The 24,460-nt window shown below is 50.0% G+C and carries 24 protein-coding genes; 14 read left to right on the forward strand and 10 right to left on the reverse strand.

All coding sequences use genetic code 11. The annotated features are described in order from the left end of the window. Window positions 1-41: 41 nt before the first annotated feature. A complete protein-coding gene (locus KB186_RS10370; protein WP_232773556.1) occupies window positions 42-1,235 on the forward strand; it encodes an MFS transporter in 1,194 nt (397 codons plus the stop codon). Here KB186_RS10370 and KB186_RS10375 read toward each other — a convergent pair. After that, window positions 1,204-2,160: a helix-turn-helix transcriptional regulator gene (locus KB186_RS10375; RefSeq protein WP_232773557.1), complete on the reverse strand. Its 957-nt coding sequence runs from the start codon at window positions 2,158-2,160 to the stop codon at window positions 1,204-1,206. The two genes, KB186_RS10370 and KB186_RS10375, sit on opposite strands and share 32 nt — an antisense overlap. 118 nt (window positions 2,161-2,278) lie before the next feature. On the opposite strand from KB186_RS10375, the gene KB186_RS10380 reads away from it, so the two are divergent. Next, entirely contained in the window at window positions 2,279-3,154 is an 876-nt protein-coding gene (locus tag KB186_RS10380; RefSeq protein ID WP_232773558.1) for an SDR family oxidoreductase, read from the forward strand. Between the two features lie 51 nt (window positions 3,155-3,205). Here KB186_RS10380 and KB186_RS28270 read toward each other — a convergent pair whose 3' ends face one another. The 6 genes from KB186_RS28270 to KB186_RS10405 all read right to left on the reverse strand — a co-directional run bounded on the left by KB186_RS28270 (window position 3,206) and on the right by KB186_RS10405 (window position 8,766). Beyond that, window positions 3,206-3,340: a hypothetical protein gene (locus KB186_RS28270; protein ID WP_255675942.1), complete on the reverse strand. Its 135-nt coding sequence runs from the start codon at window positions 3,338-3,340 to the stop codon at window positions 3,206-3,208. An 83-nt stretch (window positions 3,341-3,423) separates the two neighbouring features. Beyond that, complete coding sequence (locus tag KB186_RS10385) at window positions 3,424-3,585, reverse strand: hypothetical protein (RefSeq protein ID WP_217367107.1); 162 nt, start codon at window positions 3,583-3,585, stop codon at window positions 3,424-3,426. A gap of 26 nt (window positions 3,586-3,611) precedes the next feature. After that, window positions 3,612-4,847, reverse strand: coding sequence for a benzoate/H(+) symporter BenE family transporter (locus KB186_RS10390; protein ID WP_173610159.1), 1,236 nt, complete (start codon window positions 4,845-4,847; stop codon window positions 3,612-3,614). A gap of 35 nt (window positions 4,848-4,882) precedes the next feature. After that, window positions 4,883-6,319 carry a sigma-54-dependent transcriptional regulator gene (locus KB186_RS10395; protein WP_232773559.1) on the reverse strand — a complete coding sequence of 479 codons (1,437 nt, stop codon included), beginning with the start codon at window positions 6,317-6,319 and terminating at the stop codon, window positions 4,883-4,885. Further along, entirely contained in the window at window positions 6,288-7,607 is a 1,320-nt protein-coding gene (locus KB186_RS10400) for a sensor histidine kinase (protein ID WP_232773560.1), read from the reverse strand. Before KB186_RS10400 ends, KB186_RS10395 begins: the two co-directional genes overlap by 32 nt. Window positions 7,608-7,617: 10 nt before the next feature. Next, complete coding sequence (locus KB186_RS10405) at window positions 7,618-8,766, reverse strand: iron-containing alcohol dehydrogenase (RefSeq protein ID WP_173610162.1); 1,149 nt, start codon at window positions 8,764-8,766, stop codon at window positions 7,618-7,620. 259 nt (window positions 8,767-9,025) lie between these two features. Between KB186_RS10405 and adhP the strand changes: the two genes are divergently transcribed. The 7 genes from adhP (at window position 9,026) to KB186_RS10435 (ending at window position 15,654) form a co-directional block, all read left to right on the forward strand. Beyond that, on the forward strand, window positions 9,026-10,039 hold the full coding sequence (gene adhP, locus KB186_RS10410) for an alcohol dehydrogenase AdhP (RefSeq protein WP_173610163.1): 1,014 nt from the start codon (window positions 9,026-9,028) through the stop codon (window positions 10,037-10,039). A 582-nt stretch (window positions 10,040-10,621) separates the two neighbouring features. After that, window positions 10,622-11,905: a helix-turn-helix domain-containing protein gene (locus KB186_RS10415; RefSeq protein WP_173610164.1), complete on the forward strand. Its 1,284-nt coding sequence runs from the start codon at window positions 10,622-10,624 to the stop codon at window positions 11,903-11,905. Between the two features lie 3 nt (window positions 11,906-11,908). Further along, entirely contained in the window at window positions 11,909-12,031 is a 123-nt protein-coding gene (locus KB186_RS28275; RefSeq protein WP_016742160.1) for a hypothetical protein, read from the forward strand. 235 nt (window positions 12,032-12,266) lie between these two features. After that, window positions 12,267-12,506 carry an HD domain-containing protein gene (locus KB186_RS10420; RefSeq protein ID WP_173610165.1) on the forward strand — a complete coding sequence of 80 codons (240 nt, stop codon included), beginning with the start codon at window positions 12,267-12,269 and terminating at the stop codon, window positions 12,504-12,506. Between the two features lie 116 nt (window positions 12,507-12,622). Beyond that, window positions 12,623-13,096, forward strand: a complete 474-nt coding sequence (locus KB186_RS10425) for a tripartite tricarboxylate transporter TctB family protein (protein WP_232773561.1) — start codon at window positions 12,623-12,625, stop codon at window positions 13,094-13,096. Window positions 13,097-13,114: 18 nt separating this feature from the next. Further along, the gene (locus KB186_RS10430) at window positions 13,115-14,641 is read left to right on the forward strand and encodes a tripartite tricarboxylate transporter permease (protein ID WP_173610167.1); all 1,527 of its coding nucleotides are present in this window, start codon (window positions 13,115-13,117) and stop codon (window positions 14,639-14,641) included. A 14-nt stretch (window positions 14,642-14,655) separates the two neighbouring features. Next, entirely contained in the window at window positions 14,656-15,654 is a 999-nt protein-coding gene (locus KB186_RS10435) for a tripartite tricarboxylate transporter substrate binding protein (protein WP_232773562.1), read from the forward strand. 57 nt (window positions 15,655-15,711) lie between these two features. On the opposite strand, the gene KB186_RS10440 is transcribed toward KB186_RS10435, so the two are convergent. Next, window positions 15,712-16,185: a GNAT family N-acetyltransferase gene (locus tag KB186_RS10440; RefSeq protein WP_221867964.1), complete on the reverse strand. Its 474-nt coding sequence runs from the start codon at window positions 16,183-16,185 to the stop codon at window positions 15,712-15,714. Window positions 16,186-16,280: 95 nt separating this feature from the next. Next, a complete protein-coding gene (locus tag KB186_RS10445; RefSeq protein ID WP_173610170.1) occupies window positions 16,281-17,369 on the reverse strand; it encodes a DUF418 domain-containing protein in 1,089 nt (362 codons plus the stop codon). Between the two features lie 274 nt (window positions 17,370-17,643). Between KB186_RS10445 and KB186_RS10450 the strand changes: the two genes are divergently transcribed. The 4 genes from KB186_RS10450 (at window position 17,644) to KB186_RS10465 (ending at window position 20,402) form a co-directional block, all read left to right on the forward strand. Then, window positions 17,644-18,414, forward strand: coding sequence for a 3-hydroxyacyl-CoA dehydrogenase (locus KB186_RS10450; protein ID WP_232773563.1), 771 nt, complete (start codon window positions 17,644-17,646; stop codon window positions 18,412-18,414). Between the two features lie 45 nt (window positions 18,415-18,459). Beyond that, on the forward strand, window positions 18,460-18,990 hold the full coding sequence (locus KB186_RS10455; protein WP_221867967.1) for a MarR family winged helix-turn-helix transcriptional regulator: 531 nt from the start codon (window positions 18,460-18,462) through the stop codon (window positions 18,988-18,990). A gap of 103 nt (window positions 18,991-19,093) precedes the next feature. Then, the gene (locus KB186_RS10460; RefSeq protein WP_229088145.1) at window positions 19,094-19,528 is read left to right on the forward strand and encodes a hypothetical protein; all 435 of its coding nucleotides are present in this window, start codon (window positions 19,094-19,096) and stop codon (window positions 19,526-19,528) included. 19 nt (window positions 19,529-19,547) lie between these two features. Continuing rightward, window positions 19,548-20,402 (forward strand): SDR family oxidoreductase, encoded by an 855-nt coding sequence (locus KB186_RS10465; RefSeq protein WP_173610173.1) that lies wholly within the window; start codon window positions 19,548-19,550, stop codon window positions 20,400-20,402. Here the strand turns inward: KB186_RS10465 and KB186_RS10470 are convergent. Then, entirely contained in the window at window positions 20,399-22,990 is a 2,592-nt protein-coding gene (locus tag KB186_RS10470; RefSeq protein ID WP_232773564.1) for a winged helix-turn-helix domain-containing protein, read from the reverse strand. The two genes, KB186_RS10465 and KB186_RS10470, sit on opposite strands and share 4 nt — an antisense overlap. A 239-nt stretch (window positions 22,991-23,229) precedes the next feature. Here KB186_RS10470 and KB186_RS10475 point away from each other — a divergent pair, with 239 nt between their 5' ends. After that, window positions 23,230-24,294 (forward strand): CapA family protein, encoded by a 1,065-nt coding sequence (locus KB186_RS10475; protein ID WP_232773565.1) that lies wholly within the window; start codon window positions 23,230-23,232, stop codon window positions 24,292-24,294. Window positions 24,295-24,460 lie beyond the last annotated feature (166 nt).

Genomic DNA, 24,460 nt, shown 5'->3' on the forward strand with positions numbered 1-24,460 from the left:
GTGAATACCATGCGCAAAAGAAAGGAAAGCAGGGAACGAGAATGTCAAAGCCTTACAAAAAAGTTTTTTGGGCAGCCGGTTTTGGCTGGATGTTCGATGCCATGGATGTTGCACTTTTATCTTTTATTATGGTGGCATTACGACAAGAATGGGGTTTGACGGGGGAAGAGGCCGGGTTGCTCGGGACGGGCAATCTCGTCGGCATGGCGATTGGGGCGATTGCAGGTGGTTATTTGGCTGACCGGATTGGCCGCAAACCAGTGTTTTTGCTGACTTTGATCTTGTTTGGCTTGGCGAGCTTTGCGAGCGCTTTCGCAACTGGTTTTGCGACCATGCTGCTGTTCCGCTTCCTGATGGGACTCGGTTTGGGTGCCGAGCTGCCGGTAGCCTCGACGCTGGTAAACGAATTTGCGCCACCGGAGAAGCGAGGAAGTACGGTTGTGCTGCTGGAGAGCTTTTGGGCGGTCGGTTGGATCGCGGCAGCCGTCATATCGTATTTCATCATTCCGGACTACGGCTGGCGCGTGGCTGTCATGATCGGGGCGTTGCCCGTCGTGTACGCCTGGTTCGCGCGGAGGAGCATTCCTGAATCTCCGCAGTTTCAAAAGCAGGAGGAAAAGATTCCGGTTGGAAAGCTGTTAACGTCCCATCGCACAGAGACGATTACGCTGTGGGTCGTCTGGTTTGCGATTGCTTTCTCGTACTACGGCATGTTTTTATGGATGCCATCTGTTTTGGTCGACAAAGGCTTTACGATGATCAAAAGCTTCCAGTACGTACTGATCATGACGTTGGCCCAACTGCCAGGCTATTTCGCGGCAGCCTATCTCGTGGAAAAATGGGGACGGAAATGGACGCTGGCGACCTTCTTGTTCATGACCGGGGTGATGGCCTTCGCTTTTGGACAAAGCAGTGGCACCATGGAGCTGTTGGTGACAGGAGCCTTCTTGTCCTTCTTTAATCTGGGGGCTTGGGGTGCTTTGTACGCATACACGCCGGAAAATTATCCAACACCGCTGCGCGCTACGGGTTCTGGTATGGCATCCGGTGTCGGAAGAATCGGCAGTATTATCGCGCCGTATCTCGTCGGTTACTACTCGTCACATCATTACAGCTACACGTTCATTTTTAGTGTATTTACCGCGGTGCTGATCGTGGGAGCAATCGTACTGCTCATGTACGGACGAGAAACAAAAGTCCTTGCTAATTCTGGTCCTCGTACTGGCCAAGTATAGCATGCGCCTGCGCTATGACCTCATGTTTCAGCTCTTGCGGCTCCAGCACTTGAATGTGCGGGCCGAAGCTGAGCACTAGCGAGCATGCTGACGCAAGTGTGTGAAATTCAACCTCTGCTTCCATCCAGTCGTCTGTTGCGGCTTGGGTGGAAGCTATTTTTATATAACGCTCCTGTTTTACGGCAGGCAACGTCCCTTTTTTGACGAGTAACCGCGCAGGATAACGCGGGAGGCTGGATTTGAAGTCCAAGGTGGATTGTTCCCAATAGGAAGCGAGGTCGAACTCACTTGGGCGGATGAAGCCATCGTCTAACAGATGTGCATCCAACAGTCGTGAAATCCGGTACGTCCGCATGTCCTCGTCCACTTGTGCGACCAAATACCAAATGCTGCGCTTGGCGACGAGTCCGAGCGGGCAGACAATTCGCTCTACGACCACATCCTCGCGCATGTAACGAATGAACAGCTTGCGGGAAAACCATACGGCATCTTGAACCACTGACAAGAAAGGAAACGTCTCTGTCGATTCGTGCCAGCCAGCCCCATCGATATGCAGGAGCTGGCGTACGTGGATGGCATCCTGCTGAATAGGTTTTGGCAGTGCGGACAGCAGCTTGAGAAATGCAGCTTCATAGTTTTCATGCAGCCCGAGATCATTCAACAAAGCAGCGGGGGACGCTACAAGCAGTGATTGCAGCTCATCTATTTTCATTCCGGTCAAATTACTGCGATACCCTTCTGCCAAAGCCCAGCCCCCATCTGCACCGCGAAGCGCATAGACGGGAACACCTGACGCACTCAAAGCTTCCATATCACGGTGAACAGTTCGCTCGGACACCTCCAGCCTTGCTGCTAATTGCTTGGATGTCATGCGACCGTGGTTTTGCAAGAGTAACAGGATCGTAAGGAGTCGATCTGCCCGCATAAAAAGCCCTCCTAGAGTAAGAACAACATTACTTTGATTGTATCGTAACGAATATGACAGCGGTTGTCATATTTACTCCGTTATCCTTGATGCATGAATCGATGAGGAGGCATGACGAATGAAACCATTACAAGGCAAAGTTGCGGTGGTAGCAGGCGGCACAAGAGGAGCAGGACGGGTGATTGCGGTCAGTCTGGGAGAAGCAGGGGCGACGGTATATGTGACGGGACGCACGGTGCGTGGTCAACACTCTGATATGGCACGACAGGAGACGATTGAAGAGACAGCAGAACTCGTGACGGCAAGCGGCGGAAACGGGATCGCTGTTCGAGTCGATCATACGCAGGAAGATGAGGTAAAAGCGTTCTTTGAGCGTGTAAAAGCGGAGCAAAATGGTCAACTCGATCTTTTGGTCAATGACATCTGGGGCGGAGATCCGTTGACTCACTGGGGGACGCCGTTTTGGGAGCAGCCATTGGCAGACGGCCTATTGATGCAAGAGCGCGCCATTCGTACGCATATGATCACCAGTCACTATGCGGTTCCACTCATGGTGGCGCAGAAAAAAGGGTTGATCGTCGAGATAACCGACGGAATCAACTATCGGTACCGCGGCAATCTGTACTACAGCTTGGCAAAAATCTCGGCAATTCATTTAGCGGTGTCGATGGCAGAGGACCTGCGCCCACACGGGGTTACCGCGTTGGCTTTAACACCAGGCTTCCTGCGCTCAGAAGCGATGCTCGATCATTTTGGCGTGACAGAAGAGACGTGGAGAGAGGCAGCGAAGCAAGATAAGCACTTCCTCATGTCGGAAACACCCGCGTATATCGGTCGAGCGGTGGTTGCGCTGGCATCGGACCCGGCTGTCGCAGAAAAAACAGGGAAAACGCTCAGTACATGGGGCTTGTCGGACGAGTACCCCTTCACGGATCGAGACGGCAGTCGCCCGCATTGGGGAAATTACGCCGAGGAACAAGGGTTTTACCGCTAGTTTCAGGGAACATACCAAACGGCTCCTCAGATTCATTCGAGGAGCCGTTTCTTAAATTGCATCCAGTACATCCTCTTCCGTAATAGAGGGAATCTTGTCTGACACAAACACGTTCTTATACGCGGTGTCGCTGTCCCCACCTGTCGCCTTAAATAACTGGTTGGGGGTATTTGGAAACCATCTCACGTGACCAACTTCTTCATCATAACCACCGTTGAGAAACAGAAGATACTCGCCTTCTGGAATTTCAGTCTACTTATGGTCCGCAATCAGAGCGATCTCTTTATCTTTATCAGGTTGAAACCTACGATGCGGTACAGCTTGATCGTATCTCCCGCCATTGAGGAGTGTGTAGACTCCTTCGTCGTGCAAGCAGAGCCGATCGTTAAAAGGAAAGCTGAAAGAGTGATGATACCCAACCATCTTCTCACGGGACTCTATCCTCACGTTCAGGCAGCTATGCCAACGGCTGCTTATTATTCTTTTTCCCCAACCAGCTTTTCACGTTGCCATTCAAAATCAGATGGGTGATCACCCCTGCAATCAAGCCCCAGAAGGCAGCGCCGATTCCGCCAATGGAGATGCCGGAAATCGTGACGAGAAACGTAACCAAGGCGCATTCCCGTTCCTTCGCTTCTGCCATCGCCTGTGCGAGGCTGGAACTGAGTGAGGCAAATAGCGCCAAGCCCGCAATGACGGCGATCAATTCTTTGGGCAAGGCAGCGAATACCGAAGCCATCGTAGCCCCAAACATCCCGAAGATTAAGTAAAAACCTCCGCAGGCAATCCCGGCAATGTAGCGCTTGGTATGATCCGGATGAGCTTCTTTTCCTGTGCAAATGGCCGCCGTAATCGCTGCCAGATTGATTCCCGGTGAACCAAAAGGAGCGAGCAACAGCGACGCGATGCCAGTAGTCGTTACGAGCGGTCCAGCAGGTGTATCGTACCCGTCTGCTTTTAAAACGCTAATTCCTGGGGCGTTCTGAGAGGCGAGCGCAACGATGCACAATGGAATTCCCAAGCCGATGATCGCATCGAGAGAAAACGTCGGCATCGTAAAGACAGGCTGGACAAGGGACATCTGAACATTGTCCATTTGCAAACGCCCCAAAAGAAAGGCGACACCCAAGCCGACCAAAAGTGTAAGCACGACAGCATACCGCGGAGACCAGCGTTTTGCGAATAAATAGCAAAAGATCATCGGCAGAGCCAAGGCAGGCAGGTGCTGCATGGAAACAAAGACTTCTACGCCAAAAGACAGGAGAATCCCCGCGAGCATGGCGGTCGTAATCGACTGCGGGACGTATTTCATCAAGACGGAAAACAAACCGGAAACGCCGACAAGCGTAATGACTACGGCTGAAAAAATATATGCGCCAATCGCGTCGGGGAAGGAGTATACGGTCAAACTGGTGACCAAAAGGACTGCCCCCGGCGTCGACCAAGCCGTGATGACCGGGGTGCGAAACCAGATGCTTAGCACAATGCACGTCAAGCCGCTCCCAATCGAGATGGCCCAAATCCAAGAAGCGAGGACAGCATCACTGAGTCCTGCACCCTTGGCTGCTTGAAAGACGATTAGCAATGGTCCCGCATAGGAAACCATCGTGGCGATGAGTCCAACAATAACGGCAGATAGAGAGAAGTCAGCAGGGATTTTTTTCAGGGTCGAGAAAGGTTTTTCGGGTACCACGACGTAAATGCCTCCTAGATGCGCCAATGCAGACGTTATGCTTTTTCGTTCAAAATGTAGCGAATCGTCCGTTTGGTGATGTTTAATTTTTTGCTTAAAAGCTGTCTGTTTCCATTTGTTTCGGTCAAGCCCTGTTCGATAATCGTTCGCCCGATCTCGCCTTCGAGCTGTTTAACCCGCTTGATCAAATAGTCGAAGTCGATCCCGTCTACAGAGGTGACAAGGCGACTGATCGTATCGACAAAGCGCTCGCATTCATGATCGATGACCTGCTCGATCCGTTTGGGGACAGTGGGTGGATGCGCTTGTACCGTACGGCTCCGCAAATTCGCTGGCAAATGCTCGGCACGCAGTCGTTCGCATTCGTGCAACGCGATGGTTTGATTCAGTACGTTGATCAGTTGGCGGACATTGCCGGGCCAATCGTAGCGCTGCAAGAGCTCAATGGCATCCTGGTCGATTTCACATGGCCCTCCGCTGCGCTTTTGCAAGTAGTAGTGCGCGATTGTAGGGATATCCTGAATCCGTTCGCGAAGAGGTGGAATCGACAGCTTGATCCCTTCCAGACGATACAACAGGTCACTTCGGAAACGATTCATTTCGACTTCATGCTCCAAATCACGGTTCGTAGCAGAAATAAAGCGAATATTGCTCTGACCGATCTGCTCGCCACCGACGCGCATGAACTCTCCCGTCTCTAATGTCCGCAAGAGCTTCACTTGGATGGAAGGGGGAGCCTCCCCGATCTCGTCAAGAAACAGTGTTCCGTTATGAGCCTGCTCGAACAAGCCTTTGCGGGATTTGAGCGCTCCGGTAAAAGCGCCCTTTTCATAGCCAAACAGCTCACTTTCCAGCAAGGATTCCGGCACGGCCCCGCAGTTAAAAGCGACAAAAGGCTGTTGGGCGCGATTGCTTGCTCCGTGGAGAAAACGGGCCATCAGCTCCTTGCCTGTACCCGTTTCGCCCTCTATAAGCACGTGGATCGCCTTTTTTGCTAATTTTTTGGCAATTGCGGTCACATTGGCCATCGGACTGTCAGATGAATACACGATACCATATTGGGCGGCTTCTTGGGATAGGTGATCGCTGTGTTTGCTGGAAGAGGAGAGCACCGCGTCGATGACCTGCTCCAGACTGTTCAGATCGTCGAACGGCTTCTCCAAGTAATCGCGCGCGCCCCATTGCATGGCTGTCACAGCCGATTTAATCGTACTAAAGCCCGTCATAATCAAGACTTCGCAGGCGGGAAATACGGACTTGATCTGTTTGAGTAGCGTCAATCCGTCGGCATCTGGCAGCTTCAGATCCACGAGTGCAGCGTGAAATCCGGTAGAATCCGAATGAAGCAGCCGTTCCACGTCCTTGCCAGAATTGGCGACGACGATATCGCAGTCTTTTTTCTTGAGGAAATAGGTGAAAAAGGTAGTCACTTCTGTTTCATCATCCACGATCAAAATCCGTTTTTTCTCCATCGTTGTCCTCCTCGTCAGCTAACAGTGGCAAAAGCATCGTAAACTTGCTGTACTCTCCCTCTACGCTTTCGGCAAACAGCTTCCCGCCGTGTGCTTCTGCAATTCCAAGACTGACGGAAAGCCCGAGACCAGTCCCTTTTGTCCGTTCCTTCGTCGAGAAGAAGGGCTGAAAAATCTGCGAAAGCTGTTCTGCACAAATCCCTGTGCCGTTATCGTAAACGGATAAGCCAACGTAAGAGCTGTTGTTCTCTTGTGTGAGGAAGGAACGAATGGCGATGTGTGGAGATTCCCTGTCTGCCACAGCGTCCCGTGCATTTAACAGGAGATTGATCACAATTTGCTCGATCTGATGACGACTTCCATGAAACAGCAGGGGTGGCACAGACATTTCCCGGGTTATGGTCAATCCGGAAACAGACAGCTGGTAGCCAATCAGCCCCAGTACATCCTCTACGACCTCGTCAATAGAGGTAGTGGAAAACAAGTACTCTTCCTGCCGCGAGAAGGTGAGCAGGTTTTGAATGATCTTTTTGCAGCGCACCCCGCATTGAAAGATGTCTTTCATCAAAGGAGCCTCTGGTGCATCTGCATCTGTCATCTCGCGCATGAGTAATTGAGAGTTTCCGAGGATGGCTGTGAGCGGACTGTTCAGCTCATGGGCAATGCCAGCAGCCATCTCGCCAATCGCCGCCATTTTTGCGGATTGAATCAGTTGGGCTTCGATTTTGATCTTTTCATTCACGTCTTGAAAAAGCAGGCTGTTTTCTACGACGACACCGACATGGCTGGCGATGAGCTGGATTAATTCGGGTTCGTCCCGATCGACTGGCTGCTTTGTTTGGCGTAAGAGTGTCAGAAAACCAAAGGTCTGATTCAACTGGCTGCGCAGTGGAACAGAGGTGGCATGATGCTCCGGCAGCACTTCGGCAAGGGTAAGATGAACCTGCCCGGTGAGCACAGGGGCTTCCACTGCAACGGTCTGTGTCAGCGTATGGCATTGCCAATCCCCGTCATTCCACGTGGCGAGATAGGAGGAAAGCATGCCTCCCTTCACGATGGTCAGGGCAAAGTGCTCGAATATGAGAATTTGCGAGAGCTGTGCAGCGATATAACTCGTCGTTTGTTGCCAGGTGGCGTTGATCTGGATTTGTGTCAGCTGGTTAATGACGGCGAGCTGCTTGTTTTTCTTTTTCATCTCCTCGATCAGATAGACGAGCTCGCTGTAATAGCTTTTTCGCGAGGATTGAATCCCGGTCAATTTTTCTAAAATCTCTTGTTTGGTATGCATGACGGACCTCCTACAAGGCTTGGCGAAACAGCGTCGCGACATCGTGGACGGTCATGTCGCGGGGATTGGTCGTCATGCACACGTCCCGTACAGCGAGAGAACTGAGCAGGTCGATTTGCTCTGGATGTAGCCCAATGGCCGACAAGGATTGGGGCACCTCCAGATCGCTTACCAGCTCCTTGACGGCTTTTAATGTGAGTCGAGAGGCGGCATGTGTGCTCAAGCCCACCGTGTTTTCACCGAGACATTCTGCGATTTGCCTGTATTTTTCCGGGGCCGCGATGTAGTTGTACTCAAGTACGTGGGGGAGCAGAATGGCATTCACCTCGCCATGCGGAGCGTCGAGGAATCCCCCGAGCTGATGGGACATGGCATGCACAGCACCGAGTATGGCGTTGGAAAAAGCGATTCCGGCTTGAAGACTCGCCATGGCCATCGCTTGCTTGGCCTCTGTATTGTATTGACTGGCGACAGATGGGCGCAAATGCTGGGCGATGAGACGCATGGCTTGCAGCGAATGCACTTCGGTCAGCGGCGTTGCGGCAAGCGAAATATACGATTCAATAGCATGTGTCAGCACATCTATGCCTGTATTGGCAGTGAGCAGCTTGTCCTTGGTCATCAAGGTTTGCGGGTCGATGATAGCGATATCGGGTATGAGCGATTTGGAGATAATCGTCATTTTCACTTTGCGTGCACTATCCACAATAATGGAAAATTGCGAAACCTCCGAACCGGAGCCGGCTGTCGTCGGTACCATTACCATGGGAGGAAGAGGATGCTGGATATTATCGACGCCTTCATATTGGACGATGCTGCCCTCGTTGGTAGCCAACAGTGCAATTGCCTTGGCTGCATCGATGGCACTGCCCCCGCCAACACCGAGAATGGCATTGCACTCCTTGGCGCGATATTCAGCAATCCCGGCATGAATCTCGTAATCTTTCGGATTGGCTGTCACGTTTGTCCATAGATGGTAATCGAGCTTTTGCTGCTGTAAGTAAGAGATGATCCGCTCGACCCAGCCTGCGTTTGCGACACCAGGATCACTGACAAGAAAGACCCGAGAAGCTCCTAATCGGCGCAAGCTTTCCCCTACCTGTCCGAGAGAGTGATTCCCAAAAATAATTTCCGGTGTCATGAACTTGGATATTTGCATGCGTTCGCCTCCTTTTTCCACTACGTAGTAATACAGCAGGCAGGGAGGAATACCCTTTTTCGGCCAAAAGGTTGGCAGGTGGGCCGTTTTTTCGGCTCATGTGCCGCAATATCGGCTGCTTGAAAGAAAAGAATCCGCGTAATGACTCATTTTTGAAGCGCTTTCATTTTGGCATACTGCTTGCAGGTAGTAGGAGGCGGGAAGAATACCTGCCCTTTGCGCACATGCCTGAAGGGGAAAAAAGAGGAGGAAGGTCAAGATGAAAGCAGCAGTAGTCAACGAGTTCCATCAAAAGCTGGAAGTAAAGGAAGTTGCCATTCCAGAGGTCGGACACGGTGAAGTTCTGGTAAAAATCAAGACGTGTGGTGTCTGCCATACGGACCTGCATGCGGCACATGGGGATTGGCCTGTGAAGCCAAAGCTGCCTTTGATTCCTGGACATGAGGGCGTAGGTGTTGTCGAAAAGCTCGGGGAAGGCGTTACCTCGCTAAAAATTGGTGATCGGGTAGGCATTCCGTGGCTCTTCTCCGCTTGCGGCGAATGCGACTACTGCCTGACAGGGTGGGAGACACTGTGCTTGCAGCAGTTAAATGGGGGCTATTCCGCCGACGGTGCTTATGCCGAATATTGCGTAGCGCCTGCTGCTTACGTGGCACGCATTCCTGACGAGCTGGGCGATGTGGAAGCAGCGCCAATCCTGTGCGCTGGGGTAACCACGTACAAAGCATTGAAGGTAGCAAACGTGAAGCCGGGTGAATGGGTGGCGATCTACGGCATCGGCGGCTTGGGTCATGTGGCTCTCCAATATGCCAAGGCGATGGGGTACAATGTCGTAGCGGTCGATATTCACAACGAAAAGCTGGATTTGGCAAAAGAACTAGGGGCAGATGTGACAGTAAACGGCAGTGAGGTTGATCCGGTACAAGCCATTCAAGAGCAGGTGGGCGGTGTCCACGGTGCGATCAGCGTGGCAGTTACCAAGAAGGCGTTTGAACAAGCCTACAAATCCGTTCGACGCGGCGGCTCTCTCGTCGTTGTTGGCTTACCGAATGCAGAGTTGCCGATTCCGATTTTTGACACGGTGTTGAATGGTGTGACGGTGAAAGGCTCCATCGTGGGGACACGCAAGGATATGCAAGAAGCGCTTGATTTTGCAGCACGCGGCAAGGTTCGGGCGATCATCGAGACGCAGCCGCTTGATCAGATCAACGATGTATTAGAGCGTTTGGAAAAAGGTCAAATCAACGGTCGGGTTGTTTTGACGATGGAGTAATGGAAGGATAGATGAAGCTGTTGTCGGGTTATGCTTTTCGTAAGCATGGGCTGGGCGACAGCTTTCTTTTTATAAAAGAAGCTGCAGTGTGGGGAAGAAGCGAATTTCCAGTCTACGCTTCGGCCTACGCCCTGCTAGGGGGCTAAGACTGTCCGCTCCGAAATAAATGGCGGGAGCGCTTCAAACGTAGATATTTCGATGAGGTAATCCATAGGTGAAGCTGAAATTCCCCGCCATTTATTCCGGAGCTGGGGCGGGCTCCAGAGGCGCTTGGACTGGAAATTCACTTCTTCCTACGTAGCTTTTGTTTATTTTTGCAAGTGAACCTGGGAGTCTACTGATAGAACTATTAAAGCAATTACCCGTTCCCGCTTCTTCACTTTTAAATCCAATAGACACAAAAATCCTGATATGATTAAGCAATCCCTTGAATGCCAAGAAAAGCTGTCTGCATAATGGTAGTAACACTGAATCAGTAAAAAGTGTAATCTATTTAAAAAATGATTCAAATCGATTATATCAATCGTGGTTTATTGTGCTATCATATCCATAAAAAGGAATCATCAGGAGGGTGTATTTGCTGTGATTTCAGAGGGAAAGACCTTTGGGGGCATATTACGAGTATATCGAAATAGAGCAAACTTAACACTGACTGAGTTATCAGAAAGAACAGGTGTAGCTTCTGGAACCATTAGTAAGATAGAATCCGATGCCTTTACTTTACCAAACATGCAGCATGTTATGAAACTGGCAAAAGAACTAGATATTCCACTATATACAGCGATCGTACCCTATTTACATAAAATTAAGCGCGAAGCGACACTTCGGACTCTATTAGAGGCAGTGATGCAAGAGAAGAATGTGGTACTTACCAACAAAGTCGCTTTGCAATTGTTAAATTGCCCCAAAAGCAATACATTTCTTTCTTTAGACTATCTGTATCAAACCGCTGGAACGGAAGCGAATGAAGAACTGCGCTTGGCTCTTTATGACGTGATCTGTGACTACTCGCGTGAGAATGGAATTCCTTTGTATCTGGCAAGATCGCTTTTCCAACGATACATGATTCGACGTGAAAATCTAAGTCAGCTAGATCAAACCTATGTAGAAGGCAAGGAGCTATTACACTATACATCCTATCTGCATATCAATGAGCGGATTTTGGCCTACTATAAATTTTCCTTCCATGCATTGCGTCTTGGATTCTATTCAGATTGTATTCATCTGTGTAAACAAGGACTTGAGATCGATCATAGTCAGAGTGAGCAAAAAGCAGCAGCGATCCTTGCGATCATCATTTCCTATTTTGAACTGGAAGACTATACATTGGGACATTTTTATCTGGAGAGATACGAAATGTTCGATTATCCCGAGGTGCATAAACATGCCAGACATATTCGGGGGAAACTATACGGAAAGACGGGGAAATTTGATAAAGCCATTCCGGTATTACAAGAGTGTCTGGCGCAACAAGCACAGGATGACAAAATTGTGATCGCGAATGATTTGCTGGAGATTTATATCCAGGTAGGAGAAGACGAGAAAATCCGTGAACTATTTTTGGCAGAAGCATCGATCTTGCCAGAAAATTTAACTACTCCGAATCAATACAATCAAATGGGACAGTATTTCCGAACGAAGGGCATCTTTTACATTCAAAAAAACGAAGCAGACTTAGGAATCGATAGTCTTGTGGAGAGCGTGAATTACTATCGCGCAATCAATGAGATAAAACAGGCGGATAAGAGTCTGAGTGTTCTTTTTGAATTCTATGTGTCACAGAAAAAAAATCTTCCTTTTGGTATACTCCATAAATTGGTAAACGTGTATAATGGAAGTAATCATAGATCCAAACAGGAGGTATAGGTCATGAAGAAATGGATATTGTCTTTGTGTATGTTAACCGCCTTCATTACAATGCCAGTTTTAGTAGAACAACCAGCCAAGCAGTCTAATCTGATTATACAATATGGCTGGCCGGAGCCTTGGTAATTATCTTTTTTCTCTGATAGTAGAAACATAAGCAACATACTGAACCATACAATCAATGCCCTCCAATTGGAGGGCATTTCTTATCCGTACAAAATGAAATCCAAAGCTGTACAGAAGCCCTGTGACAGGGCTTCCGCTTGCCACAACAGTCGGAAGACAACATTTTTACTTGAGTAATTCGTTATAATTAATTATAACTAGTTATATATAGTTATAATTGGTGTGGAGGTAGCGGATGCAGATGGGAACGACGACGATGGTCAATTCGCAAAAATTATGGATGGTAGTTAAGCGGATGGAGCCTCATTTGATCCGCAATCAAGCCAATATGGAGAAGCTTTTGAAAATGCTCATGATCCACGATGTTTCGAACGACGATAACAAAGAGCTCTGGAGCGAGTTCGAAAGCAATGAGACGTATGAAGCGAAAGTCGCCCATGCCATAATTCGTCTAAGCAGCCAAATCGAAATCTAACGTCTACCATATGCTGTGTCCCGTGCGGACTGGCTATGGTAGTTTTTTTATGCTTTCGCACACAATGGGCGCATGTGCCATAGGCTGGTGGTAGCTTTTTTGCTGAGGTGATACACATGAGACGCCCGGATAATCAGCCAGATTTTATCGGTGCCCTCCTAAGTATGTTTCTTGGAGTCGTCCTATCATTCGAGGCCTATCGTCTGGAGGCATTTTCGACGTCTTGGTACGTAGGGGATCACACGCTGCCTGCAATTCTCGGCCTATTGTTTTTCTTGCTGGGAGGTGTGTTGTTGGTCCAATCATTCCGTGTGACGGAGGAAGCCTCTTCGCCAAACCCCGGACCGCTTTTTCCTGGAAAAAGGCTGCGCCTGTTGCTTTGCTTTTTATTCCTGTTGCTGTATGTCTGGCTGCTCGGCGCGATCGGCTACACAATGGCGACGCTCTTTGTCTCCTTTGCCTTTTTTATACTGATCGGCAGCTATCGGTGGCGTACGTCCATCGTGTACTCCGTCCTTTTGACAGGGGGACTGTATGTGGTGTTCATCTACTCGCTGCATATCACATTGCCTGGAGGCGATTGGTTTTAGAGCAAGCATGATAAGGAGGTGCTGATCATCGAGACGTTCCAATTACTACTGGCTGGTTTTGCTTCAGCCCTCACGCCGGAGCATCTGCTCATGGCAGCACTCGGCGCTCTTATTGGCACCTTTGTAGGCGTATTGCCCGGTCTCGGTCCCACTTCTGCCATCGCGATTCTGCTTCCCGTGACAGCCGTACTGGAGCCGACACAAGGGATGATCATGCTGGCAGGGATTTATTACGGTGCCATGTACGGTGGTTCGACGACAGCGATTCTGCTCAATATCCCGGGGGAGCTATCGTCAGTCCCGACGTGTCTGGACGGCTATCCGCTCGCGAAAAAAGGGAGAGGTGGACCGGCATTGGGGATATCTGCACTGGCTTCGTTTGGTGCAGGGGTACTGGGGGTAATCGGTCTCGTCTTTTTCGCTCCGATTCTGGCAGATCAAGCATTAAAATTCGGACCGCCTGAATATTTTGCGCTGATGATTTTGGCTCTCACGCTGATGGTCAGTCTATCAGGAGGATCATTGGTCAAATCGTTTTTGATGGGGGCACTCGGCTATACGCTCGCTTTAGTTGGGCTGGGACCATCCTCAGGAATGCCGCGCTTTGATTACGGCGTCCCCGCATTGGTAGGCGGTTTTGACATGATTAGCATCATTATCGGGTTGTTTGCGATTACAGAAGTCCTCAAAGGAATTGATGAAAAACGCGCAGCTACTCTGATTGGCAAGCCAGGCAGTGTCTACCCGAAAAAGGAAGACCTGAGGGTAAGTGCCGGGCCTATGCTGAGGGGCGGAATTGTCGGTTTTTTTCTTGGATTGCTGCCGGGCTGTTCTGCTGCGATCACGTCGTTTTTGGCGTATGATATGGAAAAAAAGCTATCGAAGCATCCCGAGAAGTTCGGTCAGGGAACGATCGAAGGGGTAGCGGCACCAGAAGCAGCGAATAATGCGACCAGCAGTGCTGGCTTCATTCCTCTGTTTTCGCTCGGAATTCCATCCTCACCGCCACTGGCGATTTTGTTGGCAGGCTTGATGATCTACGGATTGACGCCAGGCCCTGTTTTGTTTGAACAAAATGCGAGCTTTGTCTGGACGGTCATCGCCTCGATGTTCGTGGGGAATGCGATGCTTCTCGTGCTGAACCTCCCGATGGTATGGGTGTGGGTCAAATTGACGAGGGTACCATATGGCATCATGGCTCCAATCATCCTGATGTTCTGCACGATTGGGGCATACAGTGTGCGGAACAGCATGTTTGATGTGTGGGTAGCGTTTCTGTTTGGCGGACTTGGGTATGTTTTTTCCAAGTATAAATGGCCAGTTGTTCCGCTGGTTTTATGCTTCATTCTGGGACCTCTTCTGGAAGAATCCTTCATTCAAACGATGGCGATGGGCGCGGGTGATCTCAGTATTGTTTTGTTTCGGCCCCTATCGTTGACCATCTTACTGGTAGCTGGAGCACTCTTGATCATCTCCATGATGCTGAACCGCCGGACACAGCAACGGCTAAAAGAAGAGCGAGACCGGGGAGTAGATGTTGCGTAGGGAGGAAGAGTCATTTGAAAGGATATAAACAATGGGCGGCTGTCATGATGTCGTTGCTTTTGGCGGCAACCGTTAGCGCATGTGGAAATCAAGGTACAGCCGAGTCGGCCTATCCATCGAAGCAGGTGGAGTATATCGTGCCGTATTCTGCCGGGGGCGGAGTCGATCTTGTGGCAAGAGCGGCAGCAGATTATTTGAGCAAGGAATGGGGGCAGCCCATCGTCGTCGTCAACAAGGCGGGAGGTGGTGGGGCGATAGGAGCGGAGTATGCTTTAAAGCAAGCCAAAAGCGATGGCTACACAGCTCTTGCTGTCAATGTATCCAATACGACGATGCTCGCTGCCGGGATGAAAACACCGCCGATTACAAACGAGGATCAAGTCTATACAGCCAGGATTGGCAAAGGGACGCTTGCTTTTGCTGTGAAAGCCGACGCGCCTTGGAAAGATTTCGCTGAATTTTCCGCGTGGGTGCGTGCGAATCCGGAGCAGTTAACATGGACTTCTGTAGGGCCAGCAGGTTTTTCCGCTTTTGGGGTAGCAGAATGGCTGGATGTGATCGGGGCTGACTTCGCCAAGACGAGAATGATCGTGACGAAAGGAGCCTCTGATTCCGTCCCGAAAGTCGCTGGAGGGCACGCGATTTTGGCGGTACATACAGTAGGAGAGATCATGCCGATGCTGCAAGCGGGCAAGGTCAAAATCCTCGCCGTATCCGGTGATACGCGAAGTCCGTTCCTTCCTGATGTCCCGACTGCGGAAGAACAAGGCATACAAGGCTTGTCGGTTTTCTGGTGGACGGGAGTGTCTTTTGCCAAAGGAACGCCAGAGTCGGTTATCCACAAATGGGAAGAAGCGATTGCCAAGATGGATAAGGACCCGGCCTTTTTGCAAAAGCTGAGTGAAATCCAAGTGGAGCCGGCATATGCGGCAAGTGAAGCATTTACAAAGGAAACACAGGCAGAAACGACGTACTACTTGGAATTGGCGACCAAGAAGGGCCTTCGAAAATAAGGGCGACAAAAGAAAAAGGGGAGAATGGCCAGTAGCTGTTCTCCCTTTTCCATCTATCTATTTAGGTATCCGTTTTTCGTACTTGAATTTATAAAACCCATTCGCTGCGTTCGGCTCAGTCTCGCCGACTTTTTTGTAACCGCATTTCTCGTAAAAGTGTTGGTTGCGTACCGCTTCATAGCCAGTATCGAGCGTCCACTTCTTGATATGTGGATATGCGGCCTCCATGAACTGCATGGTTTGGGTGCCGATACGCAAATTTTGTTTATCAGGATCGACATAGATGATCCCCAGCTCCAAATGCTCATGATCGACTGGAATGAGGCAAAAACCGCCGACGATCTGGTCATCCAGCAAGATCGTATAGTAATGGGCCTTTTGCATGAACAAAATATGCTGGTCAGGCTGGTCATGTCCGGCAGGGCCCTCTCCGTACTTTTGGACGTCATCTGCGAAGCAGCGAATAGCAATTTGGGTGAGTTGCTCTGCGTTCGCGGGGACAGCCTTTTTGAAAAAAACCATAGGACTCATGAGATCATCTCCAGTTCGTCTGACTACTTCGAATTTGGTGTATGAATGATTAGAAAAATTCTCCTATATAGCAGACGGATGAACCCACAGAATGGTTACCCACTTATTTTTCTCATGAAGCACTCCAACGGTCCCCGCTCGAACCAACGTCTCCATAAAAGCGAGAGCACAATGGAAAAGAGGAAGAATCCTACGGCGTAGAGCATCGCAAAAGCGAGCGATTGATTTTCGAGTCTGCCAATCAAGGCAAGGAAACTGAGTCCGACAATGATATGACTGACGTAGTGTGTCAGTGTTAGCTGACCTGTTTTTACGCATGTCTGTGTAAACCAGCTGTTTGCGAATTTTTCCGCAAAGCTGACGCACAACAGGATGATGATAACAGCGGTGCTTGAGCTGGACAGCACATAAAACAGGTTGGGTGGAACTGGTTTTGTTCCCCATAAAAATAGGGCGCTCTCGCTTCCGACAACCGGAATAAAGAGCTTGATCAACCCATACGATAAAACTTCCAAGCTGACGAACAGGGCAGTTGCCCAGCCCAACATTTTTTTGCGTACAGATCGATCAAGCAGGTTTCGTCGACCAAGCCACAGGCCGAGAAGGAAAAAGCACATCCATGGAAAAACCGGGTGATAGCCATTGTACATCAGGTTGCGCAGGAATCCCTCGACTGTCCAAAAATCAAGGTACTGGATAAATGGTTGCCGCGGGTCCCACCCTTGCAAATAGTTGAGCGACAATTGTAGCGTTTGAGCTGTGAGCAGGATGCCGCTACAGGCGACAAGAAGTGTTTTCCCCGATACGACGAGGAGGAAGGAGGCGATAAGCATATAGACACCGTAGTAATGCAGGATGTCGCCGCTCCAACCACCGAGATAAAGCAACATCCCGGTTACAAATAAAAACAAGGAGCGCTTCCAAAGGACGTGGCGGTTAGCCTGCAAGAGGGCCGGGTCGCCTGAGGTCCTCGCTTTTTTTGTCATAAACGCAATGCCAATTCCCGCTAAAACAACGAATACAGTAGATGCTCTGCCTTGAAACAAACTGGATAAAGCGATAAGCCAGTCGGGTCCGTTATGCTCTGCGTTCAAGATGACGACGTAGTTGACGATCATCATCCCCAGCATGGCCCACGCCCTCGCAAAATCAAGACCAATGACTCTGGTAGAAGACACTTTCATCCGGGTTCTTTCCTCTCCACTTTTATTTACTTACCGGTAAGTAAAATATAGTGGGATGGATTGGAAATAGCAAGCCCTAAAATGTTGGAGATGGATAAGCCCAACTGTCCTTTGCCCGGACACATATGTCTCATACCTGTCTGGATTTGAGAACGTGCAGACTTGATTGTCACTCGCAAAAACCACGTACGATAAGGGGGAACTCGGTTGGTATCCAACTTGCAGAGCTTTTTTCTGAATGCGGATGCAAGTGCAGAGGAAGGGAGAGAATGGCTTGGATATGCGGGAAGTGGTTGCCATTGTAACGGGTGGTGCTTCCGGTTTGGGAGAAGCCGCTGTGAGGAATGTAGTTCAACACGGGGGAAAAGTAGCCATTCTTGATTTGACGGTAGAGAAGGGGCAAGCACTGGTGAATGAGCTGGGGCGCGAAAATGCTTTGTTCGTGCATGCGGATGTCATGAGTGGAGTGAGTGTTAGGGAGGCAATCGATCAGGCTGCTGGCACATTCGGAACGATTCACGCTGTGGTCAACTGTGCGGGCATCAGTTTGGCACAAAAAACGCTGTCGCGAAGCGGGCCACATCCACTGGAATCCTTCAGCAAAGTTATTTCAGTCAATTTGATCGGTACTTTTAATGTTATTCGGTTGGCGGTGGAACAAATGGCAGGAAACGAGCCGAACCAACAGGGGGAGCGGGGTGTCATCATCAATACCGCATCGGTGGCGGCTTTTGAAGGGCAGGTGGGGCAGGTTGCCTATAGCGCCTCCAAAGGCGGAATTGTAAGCATGACCCTGCCGCTAGCAAGAGATCTGGCTTGGTATGGCATACGCGTGATGGCGATTGCTCCGGGTCTATTTGACACGCCAATGTTCGATCAGCTCCCGCGCTCTGAAAAAGCTGCATTGGGTGCAACTGTCCCTTTTCCCGCTCGCATGGGTGACCCGCAAGAATATGCGATGCTCGTGAACAGCATTATCACCAATCCGATGTTGAATGGAGAAACGATCCGGCTGGATGGGGCAATCAGGATGGCACCGAAATAGAGAAGACGTGTTGACAGGAAGATAGTTAGGTGCCATACTATGTCCATGACAAACCATTTAAACGGAAGAAAACAAGAAGACGCGATCCCATCGCTAATTCAATCTCAGCGCCAGATTGATCGGTATGGTCTCGATGTTGATGCACAAGCTGTACTCGTCGCCGCCAGGCTGATGGAGGCAGGAGCCAAGCTTGGGCATGCGGCCGAAATGCATTTTGCCAGATTCGGCTTATCAACGGGACGATATCGGTTATTGGCAGACCTTGAAGATAACGGAGGGGAAGTACTGCCGTCACAATTGGCAGAGCACCTGGGGGTAACACGCGCTACTGTTACCGGTCTGATCGACATCCTCGAGCGCGATGGCCTAGTCTCACGACGAGCGAGCGCAAAAGATGGCAGGCAAAAATCAGTCATTTTAACGGAGCTCGGAGCTAGCAAGCTGCGTGAAATGGCGCCTGAGCACTTTGCGAGGTTGGAAGCGATGGTCGGATTGCTCAATACCGAGGAGCGCAGTGTGTTTCTCGACCTGCTGGGCCGCGTGACACAAGGCATCTCGGCACTGACAGAAGAATAGCAAGCAGCAGGCAGTAAAACGGGCTAGGCAACTAGCCCATTTTCATCCTTATATAGTTAGGTTCCTAATTATTTTTTGAAACAGGGGAAAGGAGGTGAAAAACATGCGTAATCCTGCAAAATCGGGGTTTGTTTTATGGAGAGAGGTAATCATGGCTTATTTGTCTCCTGCGATCATGGCGAGTATTGGAGGATGGATTACCGCTGACAATGGGTTGCAAATAGGTGCATTCACCACGATTGGCGGAACATCCGCATTCATTGCCGCGCTCCTTGGACGATGGTTACAGAGCCGTGGTGTACATAAGAGCTGGGTCACCCGCACGCCTCATTTTGCGCTGGTAGCGGTTATGGGGATGACAATGGCAGTGATCGGTCTACTGGCAGCATGGCTAACAACGGAGTTACTCGTCATCTTTGCTCCCGGTGAAGCGTTGGCTTGGCTAAGTCGTGTCTGGATCGACTTCCCGCTATCAGCGATAATCGCCAGTACGTTAATCACATGGCGGTGGCGTAGTAGCAATCATAAAATGGAATGAATGACGGAGGAGATAGAATATGATCGTAGTCATGGGAGCGACAGGAACCATAGGGAGTGCACTTTTGAAACGATTGATAGAGATCGGTGTCCCAACTCGGGCATTGAGCAGAACGCCAGAAAAACTTCAGATGCGAATGGGAGATACGGTGGAAGTCGCAGCAGCGGAAGCTTCTGACCCTGAATCGTTGCGCCGGGCGTTTGCAGGTGCGAATCAGCTCTTCCTTTCCCTTTCGAACAGTCCCAATCAGGTCGAGCTGGAAACAGCGATCATTCGCATAGCAGTTGAGGCTGGAATCCAACACGTTGTGAAAATATCCAGTCCAGCCTACGACGAAAAGGCGCCAGTCGCCGTAGCGGGATGGCACCAGGAAATCGAGAGAGTTTTATCAGAATCGGGTATAAAAAGTACTGTATTGCGACCGTACGCCTTTATGCAGAATCTACTCCGTTTCGCACCGACGATCCAGTCGCAACATGTTTTCTTCGGCACGATGGGCGAAACTGCCTGCAATTTTATCGATTGCCGGGATATCGCCGATGTTGCTGCAAAGGCATTGACCCATCCTGAAAAGGCAGGTCGTGTCTACACACTGACAGGTTCTGAAGTTTTTAGCTACCCGCAAATGGCGAGCAAGCTGTCCGAGCTGCTCGACCGCCCGATTATGTACATCAACAAGGATAGCGAAGCACTCCGGCGTGATCTGATGGAGTACGGAAACATGCCGGAGTGGCTCGCCAGTCATGTCGTTGAAATTCAAGCTATGTCAGTAGCGATCCCGGAAAAGCCGACAGATGACGTATGGCGTGTCCTCGGCAGAGAACCTCGCAAGCTGGACGCTTTTCTCCATGAACATATCGAAAAGTTTCGTTAATCAACAGAGCTATTTTCTAGCAGCGAAATTTCCTGGGCTTTCAGAAGAGCTTGCGTGCGATTGGTGACACCTAGCTTGCCATATATCCGATGCAAATACACCTTGACCGTCCCAAGCGTATTCCCTAGCTCATCGGCAATCTTCTTGTTGGATGCTCCTTTGGCCAGCATGGAAAGGATGATGATTTCTTTTCCGGTTAGCGGCTCGATCAAAGGAGCCTTTCTTTTCTCCATTTTCTTAGGGAAAAGGGATAGCAGTTGATTGACATACGCAGCCGATACGGACGGACCTGGCTGTTGGGATCGTTTTTTCAAGCGAAGCTGGTAATCGTGCAGGAGGTGAGACATCGCGGTACCTTCGTCCAGAAAGCTTCGGACGTAGCAGTTGTTTCCGCCAATCAAGAGTGCCTCGTGGAGGAAAGCCAGCGCTTCTTTTTTGTTGCCACATTGCTGGTGGGCGAGCGCTTGCAGAATGGCGATGTCTACCTGACTGATCAATAGCTCCTCGCGAATACTGGATGGCTTTAGGATCGCTAAAATACGCAAGGCTTCCTGTTCCTGCTGCTGGGCGAGCAGCAGACGGACATAGGTCAAAACCTCCAATTCTCTCTGAATGCTAGGCTGATTCAAAATGGAAGGGGGAAGCTTGGACAACTCCATTTTCGCCAAAGCGATGTCCCCTGCTTGAATCGCGATGTGTGCGAGAAAGGCTTGTAATGGGTTTATCCAATACGAAGCACCCCAGCTTGCAACTATCTCCCGTGTCTCTGAAATGATTTTTCGAGCCGCAACAAAATTCCCCTCCACTAGCTTGTGCTTGGAGTATGTCAGCGCATAGGGGACGAGCAGGCCAGGTATTTGCGTTTGCAGTGCGACCAAACGAACTCGTTGAAGATGATCGAGGCTTTCTTCCAGCCTGTTTTCCTCATACAGCCCCTCCGCCAATGCTTGAACGACATACAGATTGATCAAGGAATCCTTCCAGCCATGTGCTTCGAGTATGTCGGAGAACTGCTTGCCAACAGCCTCTGTCTGATCGGACAGCATCCCTTTTAAGCCGAATCGCGTACGCCGAATAAAGGGCTCAGTCGTGTTGTAATTAAAATGGTAAAACAACGGGCTCTCTGGCAGCACGCTTAACTGCGATGAACTGGCAATCCAGCTCTCAAAATCTCCGGTTGCAAACACTAGATTCGCTCGCACAAAAAACAGCCCGCTCAAAAACTGTTGATGCTCCGTCGAGTCTTCCAGGTTCGCAGCGCTTTTCTCCAATTGGGTGAGGGCAAGCTCTGCCCGATCCGTATAACCGCAAGCAACCAAGAGGAACACATAGATCAGGCGAAAAAGTGGTGAGAAATGGTTCGTGTGATCAGGGATGCTGTCCAGCGTTCTAAGAAAGCTGGAAAACTCGCCTCGTTGGAGCAATACCGGAATATGTTGGGCAAGGTAGCTTACAGCCAGCATGTAATCGGCAGCGGCAATCGCATGATCGATCGCTTCGTCCATCATTCCACGATCCGCATAGCTCTCACTGGCTCGCCGGTGCAACTCACGTGCTTCTCCGGGAGCTGTTTGCTCCAATTGACTGCGCAAAAAATCGGCAAACAAGTGATGATACCGATACCATGTCCCGTAATCATCCAGCGGAATTAAAAAAATGTTTTGACGGTGCAAGCGGGTCAGCATTTGTTGGCACTGGGGCAGGCTGGTCAGAGCGTGGCACACGTGAGCGTCCATTCTCGCCAGCACAGAGGTTTTGAGCAAGAAGCTGCGCTCCTCTTCCGGAAGGCGCATGATCACTTCATGAAACAAATACTCCGAAATATTCCGATGAGAGCCAGTAAATCCGGCAAAAAATTGATCGTGATTCTCCGTATTCACGAGTGAAATGGCTGCGAGCTGCAAACCGGCGACCCAGCCCTCCGTACTTTTCACCAGCTGTTCTATTTGTGTTTCGGTCAGTGGTAAATCGTGAACCTGCCGGTAAAAGCTGTCCGTCTCTTGATGGCTGAAAAGGAATTGTCCTGCCTCAATGTGACATACTTCATGGCGTACGGTCCATTTGGCTGTAGGAAAAGGCAGCGTGTTGCGACTGGCGATGTACAGATGGACGTGGCTCGGGACATATTCCAAAAAATAAGCAAGACTGTTGTGAATCGTCTCATCCGAGATCACATGATAGTCATCGAGAATGATAGCAAGGGGGTGTGTCGTAGCAGCGATTTCATTGAGTAGACAATCGATGAAGGTAAAGATCGAGGTATGACTGGTTGCCTTCATGGCTGGTTCCATTCGCTCGGAGAGTTCAGCGAAGTCAGATTCAGACAGTGTAAATACGATGTATTTCCAAAAGCGAATCAGGTCATTGTCCATCTCATCGAGTGAGAGCCATACGGTGGAACCGCCGTACTGATGAGCCCATTGACTGAGCAGGGTCGTCTTTCCGTAACCGGCTGGGGCGTATAGTGTGGTTAGTCTGCATTGTAGACCAGCGTCCATTTTTTGCAGCAGTCGGCTCCTATGAACGCTATTCGACCGAACGGCGGGCATTGCTGTTTTGGTTTTCAGCATAATGGAATGATGGAGCATGTTCGTACCGTCCTATGTATTAGAATCTTATGTGTCCATTATACTTGTTATCGGCAATAATCGAAATTTGGAAAAACAAGGAATATTTTGACTCAAGGAGCAGGCCCCAAACCGTCATCTTTTGCGTGCCCGTCACTTTTCGGCGAGAATTTTCCACGGAAGCCAGACATGCTTCAACAGGCTTCACATCCCGCGGCTTCTAAAATGGAAGCAAAAAAGAAAAAGTGGGCGAAAGAGGGATGAAGATTGGACGATGGAAACACGCTGTATTCGTGTTAACTGCAGTGATGCTCTGTGTTGCCATGGGAACGGAATCTGGCGCCGTCCAGGCGAACGGCCCAGGGGGTGCGCAGGACCAGGATTCCATTCAGGTAGCGTTTGTCGGGGATATAATTTTGGATAAGAGCGTCGGGAATCAGATCGGTCGTCACGGCGTAGATTATCCGTTTCAAAAAACAGCGGATTTTCTCAAGCAGGCAGACCTGACGATTGGCAATCTGGAGACACCAGTCAGTACGCGGGGACGTCCAGAGAAAAAGGAATATACTTATCGTGCGAAGCCAGAGTCGTTGAAGGGGCTCGTGAACGCTGGCTTCGACGTGGTCAACCTGGCAAATAATCATTCGCTGGATTATGGAATGGACGCGCTCTTTGACACAATGGAGCATCTGAAAAAGGCAAAGATCGGTTACGTGGGGGCAGGGAAGAACGAGGAAGAAGCATACACTCCCTATATCCAAACAATCAAGGGAAAACGCGTGGCAGTCATCGGGATCAGCCGAGTCCTTCCAAATGAGCGTTGGTATGCGCGAAAAAACAAGCCAGGTCTGGCACATGCCTACTCGTATGAGCCGATGCTGTCCCATGTAAAAAAGGCAGTGGCGGAGTCAGATATTACAATTGCGGTCATGCACTGGAATCGGGAATATAAGGATTACCCAGAACCATATGCGCGTGAGATGGCGAAAAAGCTGATCGACAGCGGTGTGGATGCCATTGTCGGGTCGCACAGCCATTCGATTATGGGCGTGGAGTTTTATAAAAAGGTGCCGATCTATTACAGCGTAGGGAATTTTGTGTTTACCACCTCACGCAATCCGAAAGGTCGGGAAGCCATGATGGTCCAACTGACGTTTACAAAAGACGGGAGCAAGAGCCGCGTGATCCCGGTGAAGCTCACGAATGGTCAGCCTGCTCCGATGGACGAGAAAAACAAACAGCGGATCATCGACAAGCTCAACCGCATTTCCTATGGGGCGAGTATATCCGAAAAAGGGGAGGTAACCGAGTCTAAGCCTCAATAGTGAGTCGCCGTATCATTTCTCTGCGTGTGAAACCAAACATTAATTAAGACAGGCATTTGCCTGTCTTCAGGCTGTCGAGAAAGTCGACAGCCATTTTTATTTCACTTAATTTTAAAGCGACACCGCGTTAATGTGTTATTATTTTTATAATATCATTTAACAGTAG

This window comes from Brevibacillus sp. AF8 (genome assembly GCF_021270385.1).
Classification (GTDB): Bacteria; Bacillota; Bacilli; order Brevibacillales; family Brevibacillaceae; genus Brevibacillus.

Bases quoted from the DNA above. Each gene is read 5' to 3' on its own strand.
- KB186_RS10370 (WP_232773556.1), top strand. From the start codon at position 42: ATGTCAAAGCCTTACAAAAAAGTTTTTTGGGCAGCCGGTTTTGGCTGG.
- KB186_RS10375 (WP_232773557.1), bottom strand. From the start codon at position 2,160: ATGCGGGCAGATCGACTCCTTACGATCCTGTTACTCTTGCAAAACCAC.
- KB186_RS10380 (WP_232773558.1), top strand. From the start codon at position 2,279: ATGAAACCATTACAAGGCAAAGTTGCGGTGGTAGCAGGCGGCACAAGA.
- KB186_RS10395 (WP_232773559.1), bottom strand. From the start codon at position 6,319: ATGGAGAAAAAACGGATTTTGATCGTGGATGATGAAACAGAAGTGACT.
- KB186_RS10400 (WP_232773560.1), bottom strand. From the start codon at position 7,607: ATGCATACCAAACAAGAGATTTTAGAAAAATTGACCGGGATTCAATCC.
- KB186_RS10405 (WP_173610162.1), bottom strand. From the start codon at position 8,766: ATGCAAATATCCAAGTTCATGACACCGGAAATTATTTTTGGGAATCAC.
- adhP (WP_173610163.1), top strand. From the start codon at position 9,026: ATGAAAGCAGCAGTAGTCAACGAGTTCCATCAAAAGCTGGAAGTAAAG.
- KB186_RS28275 (WP_016742160.1), top strand. From the start codon at position 11,909: ATGAAGAAATGGATATTGTCTTTGTGTATGTTAACCGCCTTCATTACA.
- KB186_RS10420 (WP_173610165.1), top strand. From the start codon at position 12,267: ATGCAGATGGGAACGACGACGATGGTCAATTCGCAAAAATTATGGATG.
- KB186_RS10425 (WP_232773561.1), top strand. From the start codon at position 12,623: ATGAGACGCCCGGATAATCAGCCAGATTTTATCGGTGCCCTCCTAAGT.
- KB186_RS10440 (WP_221867964.1), bottom strand. From the start codon at position 16,185: ATGAGTCCTATGGTTTTTTTCAAAAAGGCTGTCCCCGCGAACGCAGAG.
- KB186_RS10445 (WP_173610170.1), bottom strand. From the start codon at position 17,369: ATGAAAGTGTCTTCTACCAGAGTCATTGGTCTTGATTTTGCGAGGGCG.
- KB186_RS10455 (WP_221867967.1), top strand. From the start codon at position 18,460: ATGACAAACCATTTAAACGGAAGAAAACAAGAAGACGCGATCCCATCG.
- KB186_RS10460 (WP_229088145.1), top strand. From the start codon at position 19,094: ATGCGTAATCCTGCAAAATCGGGGTTTGTTTTATGGAGAGAGGTAATC.
- KB186_RS10465 (WP_173610173.1), top strand. From the start codon at position 19,548: ATGATCGTAGTCATGGGAGCGACAGGAACCATAGGGAGTGCACTTTTG.
- KB186_RS10470 (WP_232773564.1), bottom strand. From the start codon at position 22,990: ATGCTCCATCATTCCATTATGCTGAAAACCAAAACAGCAATGCCCGCC.
- KB186_RS10475 (WP_232773565.1), top strand. From the start codon at position 23,230: ATGAAGATTGGACGATGGAAACACGCTGTATTCGTGTTAACTGCAGTG.